Below are 12,017 nucleotides of genomic sequence, written 5' to 3' on the forward strand. Positions count from 1 at the left end.
CCCCTCCCCCAAGCATGGGTCTATTGATCCCGGTTGAACGCTTAGTACTCCAGCTTCCACATATAGCGGCGCAGGGTCAGCGGATGCTGACGGACGTAGGACAGCTCCTCAGCATAGACGCGGAACACGGCGGTGTGCATCAGCGGGTTGAAGTAGGTGATGACGCTGCTGTCCACTGCATTGCCCAGACCGTAATCCTTTGCATCCACAACGGTGGTCAGAGCATCGAAGCGGTGCAGGAAGGTCAGTGCGCGGGCATCCACGGGACGGGTCTTGCCGTCGTTCATCAGCAGGATGAAGGGCACGTCCTTGTCCACGATCTCGAAGGGGCCGTGGAAGAACTCGCCGCTGTGGAAGGAGCCGGAGTTGACCCACTGCATCTCCATCATCAGGCAGATGGAGGTGGAGTAAGCGACCTCCATGGAAGCGCCGCTGGACATGACGTAGACGACGGGAGCGTCCTTGTACTTCTCAGCGAACTCCTTGGCAGACTTGCGGGCAGAGTTGGCAGCGTTCTCGGCAGCCTCGAACACGTTGGTCAGGCCCTCGATCATCTTGTCGTACTTGTCGAAGCCTTCCACCTGCTGCAGGATCTCCACAGCCAGTGCCAGAACGTAGCCCATCTTTTCCAGCTTGGCGGCGTAGTTTGCCTCAAAGCCGTGAACGATGGTGTAGTCAGCTTCCTTGGTCAGGGCAGAACCGGCAGCGTGGGTAACGCTGACAACGGTTGCACCGGCAGCCTTTGCCACGCTGTTGGCCTTGACGGTCTCAGGGGTGCTGCCGCCCAGAGAAGCGGTGATGACCACGGTGGTGTCGCCCAGCCAATCGGGGGTATCGTAGTTGAACTCGTTGGCGGTGTAGTGTGCCACACGCAGCTTCTTGCTGCAGTTTGCCAGGAAGTACTTTGCGGGATACAGCTCTGCCTTGGAAGCACCGCAGCCAACAAAGGCCACGTTCTCCACGTTGTGCTTTGCCACGATGTCTGCCACGATGGACTTGACGTTTGCCAGATCGATGTTATACATAATGCAATCCTCCAAATTATTTTCCTATTGTTCGATGAATCACAAATTACAGGCGTACGGATATCTATGTAAGCCGGAAACCCGGTTACACCAACAGACCAAGGGCGTTGATGGCAACACCGCCCACGATGCAGATGCCCAGCAGCCAGCCGGTCTTGACCTTTTTGCGGATCAGGGTGTACATCAACATCACGATGCCAAGGTTCAGAAGGTTCGGCAGAATGCTGTTCAGCACATCCTGCAGCACCAGACCGGTGCTTGCGAAGGTGATGGGGGTGGTCAGACCCACCATGCTTGCCACCATGGCACCAATGACCATCAGACCCACGATGCCGCAGACGTACATCAGCTTGTCCATCATGCCGCCGTTGAGCTTGGTCAGGTACTTGCTGCCCATGGTGTAGCCCAGCTTACCGGCAAACCATGTGACCAGCACAGAGGGGACGATGGAGATGATCATAGCCAGAATGGGGCCCAGAACGCTGCCCTGCTGTGCCAGAGAGATGCCCAGACCAAAAGCGATCAGGCGGACAGTGCCCTGGAAGAAGGAGTCGCCCACACCGGACAGGGGGCCCATCAGCGAGGTCTTGACGGCGTTGATAGTCTCCGGGTTGAAATTTTCACGGTCGGCGGCGTACTGCTCCTCCATGGAGGCAGCCAGACCCAGCGTAAAGGCACTGGTCTGCGGGGTGCAGTTGTAGAACGCCATCTCGCGCTCGTAGGCTTCCTTTTTGTGCGCCAGCTGCTCGGGGTCGTTCTCGTCGGGGTACAGCTCGTCCAGCGTGGGAGCGATGCCGTACAAAAAGCCCATGTTCATCTGACGTTCGTAGTTCCAGGAGGCCTGAATGTTCAGGGAACGCCACATAAACTGGAAGTATTTCTTGAAGTCGCTGCGCTTTGCAGTCTTGGTTGCGTTGCTCATTTCAGCTTCCTCCTATCAAAGATCGTCGTCATCTTCCAGCGGGTCGTAATCCGGGTTGGCAGCAGCTGCACCGGCAGCGGCTGCGGCGGGTGCGCCCTTGCCATACTTCAGGCCGGTCAGGATCACAGCCAGAATTGCGGCGAAGATTGCCACAGCGGTAACATCCAGACCCAGATAGCCCACAAAGAAGAAGCCCAGCAGGAAGTAAACGGTCAGGTCGCGGTTGAGCATGGTGGACAGCAGCAGGGCAATACCGTAAGCGGTAAGGAACTTACTGCCGAGGTTCAGGCCATCGGTCAGCCATGCGGGGATGAAAGCCACGATCTTCTGCACCAGATCCGTGCCGAAGTAGACGGACAGGAAAATGGGGATGAAGTACATCAGGCTATACAGCAGCGTGCCCCAGACGATGTGCATACTCCATGCCTTGCGGAACTTGCCTTCTGCAATGGCGTGGTCGGCAACGTGGGTCAGGTTGGACAGGATGGTGCGCATCAGCACGCCCAGCATCTGGCCCAGAACAGCGATGGGGATGGCCAGCGCCAGTGCAGTCTCGGCAGAAGCATCGGTCAGGATAGCAAAGGCTGCACAGATGATGGCAGCCATGTTCATGTCCGGGGGTGCGGCTGCGCCGATGTTCACGATGCCAAGGCTCATCAGCTCGATGGATGCGCCAAGGGTCAGGCCGGTCTGCAGATCACCCAGCAGCGCACCGACGATGGTGCAGGTGATGAGCGGACGCTCGAAGTTCATGCGGCCCAGAATGCGCGAGTCCAGAATACAGAACACGCCAACCAGACCCAGAAGCAGTGCGGTAACAAACATGGGTCAATTCCTCCTTTTTATCTCCTTACGATCAGATGTGATCGATGGGTACTACCTTAAAGGTGGGGGTCTGCTGGCTGTAGATCTTAATGCCCATATCCAGCAGCTTCTGGGTGTCTGCCTGCTCCTCCGGGGTCAGGAACACCGACTGGTCAAAGGCCACGGAGCCGGGCTTGTTTGCCACAGCGCCGTAGTTGATCTCTTTGATCTTGGGGTATGCCTGGCAGAACTTGAGCAGGGCAGCGGTGTTGCCGAAGATCATCATGATCTTCTCGTCCAGCTGCTCCACCTTGGGCATCTTGGCGATGGCTTTGTCCACCGTGAAGATGTTCACCCGGACACCGGCAGGCTTGCTCAGCAGCAGGGCGGACTTTTTCATCTCGTCGTTGGCGGCGTCATCGTCCACCACGATGATGCGCTGTGCGCCCACATGGCCGGTTCACGAGAATACCACCTGACCGTGCAGCAGGCGGTAGTCCAGACGTACTAATTTGATCATAGGTCATCCTCCTCATCTTGGGCTGCGTTTTTCAGCAGCAGGTTGCAATCAATGATCTGCGCCTTGGCATCTGCAATGCACTCGGCCAGTTCGTCCTGTGTCAGGGCTTCGTCGTTGGAAGCAAGGGTCAGCACCAGAGAAGCGTTCATGCCGCAGATCAGGTGCACAGCCGGATACTCCGGCAGCAGGGTCAGCATCTCGTTGTTCACGCTGCCGCCCATCACATCGGTCACGATGTACACAGCATCCTCTGCTGCAAAGCCCTCCAGCAGCCGGCGTGCCGCCACCGTGATAGGCTCGGTCTCATCCCGCAGGGTAGCAAGGGCATAAAGGTTCGGCAACTCGCCAAGGATCATCTGCACGGTGTCCTTCATTCCGGCAGACAGCCCTCCGTGCGAAGCAAGAATGATTCGGTTCATACGCATCCACGACCTTTCTTGTGGTTCCTTCATCTCTTCGGCGTCTGTATCGTCTTATTCGTTATAGACGTCATAATCGTCATGTACATAGTACCACATTTTGCACAGACGTCAAGAGGTTTTTCTAAAAAAATCTTTACTTTGGTAACGTGCACAAAGCACTTCCCCTATATTTTAGCAGTTTCACTAACAATTCTCCTTGGAACGACAAAAAGAGCGTCTTTTCCGGGTGGAAAAGACGCTCTTGGGGGACAGAATTCTGCCCTTAAAACTCAAACATATACCGGCTTCCAATGTAATACTGCCGCCCGATGCACAGCGGGTGGTCATATTGGTCATGGAAGTAGGCGTTCAGATACAGCAGCGGCTCGCCCAGCGAAAGGTTGAGCAGCTGTGCCTGTTCTGCTGTGGCGCGCACTGCCTCTATACGCTGACGGCCGGTCGTCGCAGGGCGCAGCCCGGAGATGCGCTCAATGGTGTCAAACATGGAAACATCATTGAGGTTCTCGCTCATCAGATTTTTATAAGGCTCGTAGGGCAGGAACAGGTTTTCCAGAAATACCGGCTGACCATCGGCGGTGCGCAGACGCTGGATATAGATGAGCAAGGCTTCCGGGCCTACATGGAAGAAGGCTTCCTCATCCTTACGCACCGGCACGATCTGACGGTTCAACAGCCGGGCACCCGGCACCATACCGTTTTCTTTGCAGGTCTCCGTAAAGCTGGCAGCATTTCTGCCGCTGGTAAACTTGCGATGGATGCGGGGCTTGCTGACAAAGGTGCCCCGCCCCTGCATTTTGACCAGATACCCTTCGGCGCACAGTTCTTCCACCGCACGGCGTACCGTGATGCGGCTGACCGAGTACTCTGCACTCAGCTCCGGCTCCGGGGGGATCTTCTCATTGGTTTTGTATTTGCCGCTCTCGATCGCGGCACGAATGTCATCCTTTACCTGCTGGTAAAGCGGGACGACAGCACTATCATTGATTGCCATGGAATACCTCACCCTCAAATTGAGCATATCGTCATAAACATTATATTCATCTTATGGTTATGATAGCCCTTATTTTGCGAATTGTCAAGTAAAACCTGCGGGCCGTTCTTTGTGCGAGGTGACGGATGCGCCCCGTGCTGCACAGGGCACCCCATTTTCCAGTGCCCTGCCGGGAAGAATCCAAAGAGCGGCGGAACGCTCGTTGGCACACGACTTTGCCTGCAAAGTCTAGTGTGTTACACCTTGGTTCCGGCTGACGCGGAAAAGGGGCTGCGAGAGGCTCCGGCAAGCACCTGTTCTGTGGCAGAAGGATGTGCGGATGGGCGTGGCAGTTGACGGTCTTTGCCCACCCAGACCGTCTACCAGACCGAGCTGGACAAGCTGCGAAAGCAGATCTACGCTTGCATTAAAAACGAACTCCGCGATAACTTTTTAAGAAAACTTCGTTTGCTTTCAATAGCTTTTCATAGTATTCACGATAAGAACTGCTCAATCGCCGCATAGCAGGGATAAAGACATCATTGTACCCGTTTTCTCGATTTAACTGTGCGAATAGTTCTTGAAGTCTGTAACCCGGAGTGTTTTTGTACGCGTCAGATGCTTTGACTTCCTTATACCGCTCGAACATCTCCCTATTATCTTTCAGATATTGCTCAGGGTCTTGTATAGCAGCAGCAACACTTGCAGCAGCTTTTTTTGACACGTCAACAAGATTAATGGTTTTCGCAGCATCGTCGAGATATTCTTTCAAATCATCCGGGATAACAATATTCACACCGTCTAAAAAATCAATTATCGTTTCAAATGCATCTTGCTGTTCGTCTGTTGCAACCCTCTCATTCAGGTACGGTGCAAAATGGAGACTGATAAATTTCCCGAAATATCCCGGAAAACGGTCAAGCAATCTTGAAAGAATAGAGCGCTTCGTTTCGAGCTGGCTCAATTGCGCCCGGGCATCCTCCCAATTCTGGTTTCTCGCAAGCGTGTGGAGTAATTGTTGTTTCGCTTGTATATCCGAAATTTCCAGTTCTTTCTTGTCGCATATAGTTTGAAAAGATAAACGGTCATTCTCTGCCAAAACCGTTTTAATGTCCGATACTGATATTCCAAGCCCGCGTAAAACTGCGATTTTGTTTAATTGGATGACATCATCCTCTGAAAACACCCTGTAACCATTTTCCATGATTTGAGGGCGAGTTAAGCCTTGTTCCTCATAATACTCAATCGCCTTTTTTGTAAGGCCACATCTCTTGCAGACTTCATTGATAAGCATATCATCGCCTCCACTGGTATGATAAGCCCACCCCCAAGGGGACAGTCAATAGCTTTTTCAAAAATTCTCTTGATTGGGCAAGGTGTGTACGATATGTAATGCCATTTCTGCATTTTCTTTGTCCACAAATACCTCCGTGATATACTTCGGTTTTATACCCAGCGTTCCGATTCTTGCCTGATCGAACGCATTACGCCGATTGACATCTTTCGTTTTACAATAGAACTTGATTCCCGCAGCCGCCAACGCATCCGTGATGCAGTTGCATTGGTAAGGATCGGAAACTGTTGCAATTTGTGATTTGAAAAAACGCTCTAACATAAGTACACCTCCTACCGGTCGTTTGAAAAGGACACAATTTCAGATGTCTTTATTGGAATAACGTAATTTAATCTCAATTTATTTCGTTCGTCCATAAATTTCCAAAAGTTTGTGTGTCTGTATATAAATCTTCTGAAAATTTGCAGCACAATCACAACATTTTCCATTCGGATAAATCGCTATAACCACTTTGTACGCCGCTTATATCCAGCAGTCCTCCCGTGTGGAGCTGGGCAAGAAGTTTGAAAGCGGCTTCTATGCCAAGCCCGACGCTCTCAGCCCGCAGGCTGTACCCGCCGCAGGCGAACCCACCATCTCCATGACGGCTCTTTTGGAATTGCTGAAGGATGCCGACCCGGAAATGAAGGCAAAGCTGCGCCTGGCACTGCTCACCTGATGCAAAAAAGGGCACTGATTGCAATGCAATACAGTGCCCTACATCATCGGACATGGAAAACACCGACCGTGCAGAAACCGTGCAGAAACCGTGCACCCATGGCTTACAAAACAAAAAAGCCATGAAATCTTTCGATTTCACGGCATTTTTTTGGTGCGATGGAAGGGACTCGAACCCCCGGCCTACTGATTCGTAGGAACCGAATGGTACATTTTGTCCATTTCATCATTTGACGCTAAAACGTCATTTTAATCGAATCACCGTTATTTTGCCGTTGTTATTCTGTTGCATCCTTTGCATTGCTTGCACGCCTTTGCACCTGTTATCCATCCTTGCGATGTGCAGAAAATGTGCAAAAGTGTGCAGAGCCAAAATCAGCCCGGCAAAACAGGCTGTTTCGCACAGCCTCAAAAGCTGGATTTCAACGGTATTTATTGTGCAAAATCTTCCAGTTTTATCCAAACAACAATCTTACATGACACACCGGTTCTATGGCAGGGTTTAGGACATCCGAACAGACACCGTTTGATATAGAAATGAGGTTCGCCATGAATAAACTGCTTTCCTGTCGCTACAACATGGACACCAACCGGGTGGAAGCCCGGTTCGAGGATGGCACTACTCTCGCCATCGACTGTATCGCCATCGAGGACGAGTACGGCAACACCCCGGCACAGCGGGCGGAGCTGGACTGGCTGCTCTACAACAAGCCCTTGGAATACGCCCAGCTTGTTCTGGGCGAAGAGATTGAGCATTATCTTTCCCTCGGCTGCGACCACGGCAGACTGGAAGATTAACATATAGATATAGAAACGGCCACCTACTACACAAATCGTGCAATAGGTGGCCGTTTCTCATTTACAGATTCTCGCTGAAGAACTTCTCCATGGCAGAGGCGTTTGCTTTTTCATCGCCGCCCTCAACGGTCACAGTAATGGTATCTCCCTGCTTGATACCCAGCCCCATGACCGCCATCAGCTTGGTAGCAACTGCGGACTTGCCAGCTGCATTTTCCAGCGTGATGGTGCTGTCCAGTGCCTTTGCTGCTTTCACCAGCAACCCAGCCGGACGCGCATGGATGCCATTCGCATCCTTGACAGTGTATTCAAACTTCTTCATTTTCCTTCTTTTCTCCTTCAGGTCAAATCTTCGCCGTTGGTGGTAATGACCTTTTTGTACCAGTCAGCACTATCTTTTTTCAAACGTTTGCCATCGCCGGAACCATCATCCTGATAGTCCACATATACAAAGCCATAGCGCTTTGCCATTTCACCGGTGGAAGCCGACACAAGGTCAATGCAGCCCCACATGGTGTAGCCCATCAGGTCAACACCATCTTCTTCCACAGCCGCTTTCATGGCCTTAATATGACTGCGCAGATAATCGATACGGTAACTGTCGTGGATGGAACCATCGGCTTCCACAACATCCTTTGCGCCCAGACCATTTTCTACGATAAACAGCGGCTTCTGGTAGCGGTCATACAGCCAGTCCAGCGACATCCGCAGGCCGGTTGGGTCGATCTGCCAGCCCCATTCGCTGGTTTCCAGATAAGGGTTCTTCACACCAGACATCATATTACCTGCCTGCGCCTGACCAGTGGTGGGGTCAGCAGCAGCACAGGCCGACATATAGTAGGAAAAGCTGATAAAGTCCACTGTGCCCGCTTTCAGGTCAGCCTGCTCCAGCGCGGTCAGAGTCAATGTCACACCCTCGCGCTCGTATTTTTTCAGCTGATAAGCCGGGTAATAGCCGCGTGCCTGCACATCACAGTAGAAATAGCAGCCGTTGGATCTCATCCATGCGCTCAACACGTCCGCCGGGTTGCAGGTGGCCGGGTAGACGCAGTTGTAGGCGATCATATTGCCCACTTTGTTTTCCGGGTCAATGCTGTGCAGCAGCTGTACTGCCCGCGCACTGGCCAGCAGCTGATGCTTGCCCGCATCGGCAAGGGTCTGCGGGTCACGAGTAGCCACAGCACCTTCCATCCACGGAGCTACTTCCAGCACGTTAATTTCGTTGAAGGTGAGCCAGTATTTCACCTTGCCCTTGTACCGTTCGCCGATGGTCTTCACATAACGCAGATAACAGTCAATGGTGCGTGCGTCTGCCCATGAGCCCCAGCGATTGGCAAGGCCCACCGGTGTTTCGTAGTGGGAAATGGTGACGAGCGGCTCGATGCCCTGCGCGTGCAGTTCATCGAACACAGAATCATAAAATGCCAGACCTGCTTCGTTGGGTGCTTCTTCATAGCCCAGCGGGAAGATGCGGCTCCAGTTGATGCTCATACGAAAGCACTTGAAGCCCATTTCCCCCATAAGCGCAATATCCTCTTTGTAATGGTGGTAAAAGTCGCTGGCACGGTGGGAGGGGTAATCATGATCTTCAAAACATCCAAACTGTGCCTGTTCCGGTTCATTGAGCGTAAACATCATTTGTTCGTTCACACTGCCATCCGGCATCTGGTAAGTAACATTGCGCATTTTGGTACGGGAACCGCAAGTGCAGCAATCGGCACTGCTCACGCCCTTACCCTCGGCATCCCAGCCGCCCTCAAACTGATTGGCGGCAGTGGCACCACCCCAGAGGAAATCCTTTGCAAGTCCAGCCATCTTGTTCTCCATTTCTTCTTATCATAAATCGGGCAGAGCGGTTTTCCACTCTGCCCGCGCTTTTTATGCGTTTTCGGGGTTCTTCTTGAACTCTGCTTTCATCATAACATAGCTTGCCACGAATGCCACCACGATAGAAACGGCTGCACCGATGCAGGCCCAGATAAAGCCGGTCATGCTGCCGCCGCCGATGAAAATAGGCAGAGAGATCAGGCCGGGAGATGCCATAACATAGGCCTTCACGCCAAAGAGGCCGCAGATCAGGCCGCCGACCCCGCCGCCGATCATGGCCGCATACAGGGGCTTCTTGTACCGCAGGTTTACGCCGTACAGAGCCGGCTCGGTAATGCCCATCAGGCCAGTCACACCAGCCGAAAGAGCCAGAGCTTTGGTATCTTCATCCTTGCTTGCAAAACGAACAGCCAGTGCCGCTGCGCCCTGTGCCACATTGGAGACCAGCATACCGGGCATCATGGCACCTTCATAGCCCACCATGTAATACATGGTGCTGAACAGACTGCCCAGCGTGTAATGCATACCGGTCATAATCAGAATCGGAGAGAATGCACCCCAAATTGCAGTGACCAGCCAGCCTGCATGATCAATCATAGCGCTGAACACGACCGTCAGTCCATTTGCAACAATCGTGCCCAGAGGTCCAATCACCACAAGGGCCAGTATAGAGCCGCACAGCAGGGTAAGCAGCGGAGCCACAAAAATACGAACCACTTTGGAAATATGCTTATTAAAGAACTTGTCAAAGTAAGACATTGCCCACACACTGAGGATAATCGGCAATGGATTGCTGCTGTAGGTCACCAGCATAACCGGCAGGCCAAGAATGTGGAAAGATTCCCCCGAAGCTACAATGCTCTGGAAAGTCGGGTGCATCATTGCCGCAGCCAGCGCCATTGCAAGGAAAGGATTGCTGCCAAACTTCTGGGCAGCTGTATACGCAACCATAATTGGCATAAAATACATGGGTGCATTGCCGAGGAAATTCAGGAACACACCCAAATTACTTTCTGCCGAAACAAGGCCGGAGAGGGTCAGCAGGGTATACACGACCGTGATCATACCGCCGCCGATAACGGCAGGCAGCACCGGAGTAAAGATACCTGCCAGTGTATCCATTACAACATCCAGCGGTTTCTTCTTTTTGCCGTCATTCGCTGCCGACGCATCGTTTTTGTTTGCATCCAACTTGCAGATTTTCATAATAACATCATAGGGAAGGCTGACATCCTGCCCAATGATGACCTGGAACTGGCCGCCCTGATTGCGGACGCCCATCACGCCCTTGACAGCCTTTACTTTAGCTTCGTCTGCTTTGCTGTCATCTGCCAGATTGAAACGCAGACGGGTCGCGCAATGGGTCAGAGCCGTAATATTCTCTTTGCCGCCTACGGCTTCAAGAATGGCTTCGCCCATCTTTTGATAATCCTGTGCCATGGTGTTCTCCTTTTCTTCCTGTCCAGCCAGATGCAGCGCCAAACGGCCGCGCTCCAATTCTGCGGCTTCAATGCCCTCTGTCTGCCGGACTGAATCAAGGTCTACTGCACCGGCATCTTTCAGCATCACATACAAGATGTTCTCGCGCGGGATCGTCCGGCTGATATTTTCCTGCCCTCCGATGTGCGGATAAACGCTTTGTAAGATGTCTTTGTCTGCCATTGCAGTGTCCTCCTGTGAATATTCGGTTATGTATGTAATTCCTGTGCACAGAATACATCAAAGTAAAAATCCGAGGCGCACTTCACCGCAGCAAAACCACAGCGGGTTCTGTCCCGTCTGCTGCCGTGAAGTCCGCCCCGGATATCGCGCCCTTTGCGGGCTGTCGCTCCAGAAAACGAGCCGTTGATTTTGTTATTCCTGTTCGCGCTCGTATACGCGCTGTATGTGCATGATGAGGTAAACTACTTCATCATCGTTGCACTCCCAGTTGAAGGTATCTTTCAGGTACTGCACCACTTTCTGGGTGCAGGCGTAGATGTCGGGATATTCCCGCATCAGGGTATGGCGCAGGCTCTTGGACACATTGTCCGTCTGTACGCCATTTTGTAACCGCTGAATAAGATAACGCAGATGCGTTGCAAAGCGGCTGTAATTATAGCTGTCTTTGTCCAATTGGATATGCAGACTGCTCTCCACGATCTCATTGACCTTGGCGATCACCTGCATACTCAGCATCAGGCTGTGCATGTCGCCGCTCTCGGCTTCTGCATTGATGAAATGCATTGCAATGTTGATGGCTTCATTGTCCGGCAGGTTCAGCCCAGCCTGCTCTCGCAGCATTTGCAGTGCGGTATCTGCCATAGCGGTTTCTTTCGGGTAAAGATGCCGGATATCGTAGGCAATGGGTGTGGTCAGATTTACGCCCTTTTTCAGCCGCTCTACTGCAAACTGCACATGGTCGGCCAACGTGAACGGCAGATTCGGGTTAAGTGGACATTCCAGTTCAATGCCTGCCTGATCGGCGATGTCCGCACAGGCCATTACGATGGGCTGTGACAGTTCCGCGATCATGCTTAGATACTTCGGGTCAACATCATAAAAGGTGCGTTCGATTTTGGAAAGGTCATTCAGTTCGTAAGGAACCGGCGGAAACCCGATGCCTTTGCCCATTACCACGATCTCGTGGCCGGTTTTATCCAATGCAAGGGCGGCACTGGTATTGATTTTTTTGATGATCTGCATTTCCAGTACCTCCCTAGTTGATTTTGGGCATAA

The 12,017-nt window shown here is 52.4% G+C and carries 14 protein-coding genes; 2 read left to right on the forward strand and 12 right to left on the reverse strand.

Annotated elements, in window-relative coordinates:
* Positions 1-41 precede the first annotated feature (41 nt).
* From ACXPUX_RS02445 to ACXPUX_RS02480, 8 genes are all read right to left on the reverse strand, one after another.
* Positions 42-1,025: an SIS domain-containing protein gene (locus ACXPUX_RS02445; RefSeq protein WP_015565013.1), complete on the reverse strand. Its 984-nt coding sequence runs from the start codon at positions 1,023-1,025 to the stop codon at positions 42-44.
* A gap of 85 nt (positions 1,026-1,110) precedes the next feature.
* A complete protein-coding gene (locus ACXPUX_RS02450) occupies positions 1,111-1,947 on the reverse strand; it encodes a PTS system mannose/fructose/sorbose family transporter subunit IID (RefSeq protein ID WP_015565014.1) in 837 nt (278 codons plus the stop codon).
* 15 nt (positions 1,948-1,962) lie between these two features.
* Positions 1,963-2,772: a PTS mannose/fructose/sorbose/N-acetylgalactosamine transporter subunit IIC gene (locus ACXPUX_RS02455; RefSeq protein WP_117476613.1), complete on the reverse strand. Its 810-nt coding sequence runs from the start codon at positions 2,770-2,772 to the stop codon at positions 1,963-1,965.
* Positions 2,773-2,803: 31 nt separating this feature from the next.
* A complete protein-coding gene (locus ACXPUX_RS02460) occupies positions 2,804-3,202 on the reverse strand; it encodes a PTS sugar transporter subunit IIB (protein WP_458829765.1) in 399 nt (132 codons plus the stop codon).
* A 65-nt stretch (positions 3,203-3,267) separates the two neighbouring features.
* Positions 3,268-3,723 (reverse strand): PTS sugar transporter subunit IIA, encoded by a 456-nt coding sequence (locus ACXPUX_RS02465; protein WP_458829767.1) that lies wholly within the window; start codon positions 3,721-3,723, stop codon positions 3,268-3,270.
* Positions 3,724-3,955: 232 nt separating this feature from the next.
* Positions 3,956-4,684, reverse strand: a complete 729-nt coding sequence (locus ACXPUX_RS02470; protein WP_458829769.1) for a GntR family transcriptional regulator — start codon at positions 4,682-4,684, stop codon at positions 3,956-3,958.
* A gap of 406 nt (positions 4,685-5,090) precedes the next feature.
* A complete protein-coding gene (locus ACXPUX_RS02475) occupies positions 5,091-5,957 on the reverse strand; it encodes a MerR family transcriptional regulator (protein ID WP_458829771.1) in 867 nt (288 codons plus the stop codon).
* Between the two features lie 57 nt (positions 5,958-6,014).
* Positions 6,015-6,278, reverse strand: a complete 264-nt coding sequence (locus ACXPUX_RS02480) for a hypothetical protein (protein WP_458829773.1) — start codon at positions 6,276-6,278, stop codon at positions 6,015-6,017.
* 223 nt (positions 6,279-6,501) lie between these two features.
* Here ACXPUX_RS02480 and ACXPUX_RS02485 point away from each other — a divergent pair, with 223 nt between their 5' ends.
* Together ACXPUX_RS02485 and ACXPUX_RS02490 are read left to right on the forward strand one after the other, a co-directional pair.
* Complete coding sequence (locus ACXPUX_RS02485; protein WP_458829775.1) at positions 6,502-6,675, forward strand: hypothetical protein; 174 nt, start codon at positions 6,502-6,504, stop codon at positions 6,673-6,675.
* 548 nt (positions 6,676-7,223) lie between these two features.
* A complete protein-coding gene (locus tag ACXPUX_RS02490; RefSeq protein ID WP_458829777.1) occupies positions 7,224-7,472 on the forward strand; it encodes a DUF6061 family protein in 249 nt (82 codons plus the stop codon).
* 61 nt (positions 7,473-7,533) lie between these two features.
* Here the strand turns inward: ACXPUX_RS02490 and ACXPUX_RS02495 are convergent, their stop codons facing one another.
* The 4 genes from ACXPUX_RS02495 to ACXPUX_RS02510 form a co-directional block, all read right to left on the reverse strand.
* Complete coding sequence (locus ACXPUX_RS02495) at positions 7,534-7,794, reverse strand: HPr family phosphocarrier protein (protein WP_371292359.1); 261 nt, start codon at positions 7,792-7,794, stop codon at positions 7,534-7,536.
* 17 nt (positions 7,795-7,811) lie between these two features.
* Complete coding sequence (locus tag ACXPUX_RS02500) at positions 7,812-9,287, reverse strand: glycoside hydrolase family 1 protein (protein ID WP_458829779.1); 1,476 nt, start codon at positions 9,285-9,287, stop codon at positions 7,812-7,814.
* A gap of 63 nt (positions 9,288-9,350) precedes the next feature.
* Positions 9,351-10,961 carry a PTS transporter subunit EIIC gene (locus ACXPUX_RS02505; RefSeq protein WP_458829781.1) on the reverse strand — a complete coding sequence of 537 codons (1,611 nt, stop codon included), beginning with the start codon at positions 10,959-10,961 and terminating at the stop codon, positions 9,351-9,353.
* A 192-nt stretch (positions 10,962-11,153) separates the two neighbouring features.
* Entirely contained in the window at positions 11,154-11,984 is an 831-nt protein-coding gene (locus ACXPUX_RS02510) for a PRD domain-containing protein (protein ID WP_458829783.1), read from the reverse strand.
* Positions 11,985-12,017: the final 33 nt, after the last annotated feature.

This window comes from Faecalibacterium sp. PGM34, assembly GCF_054456555.1.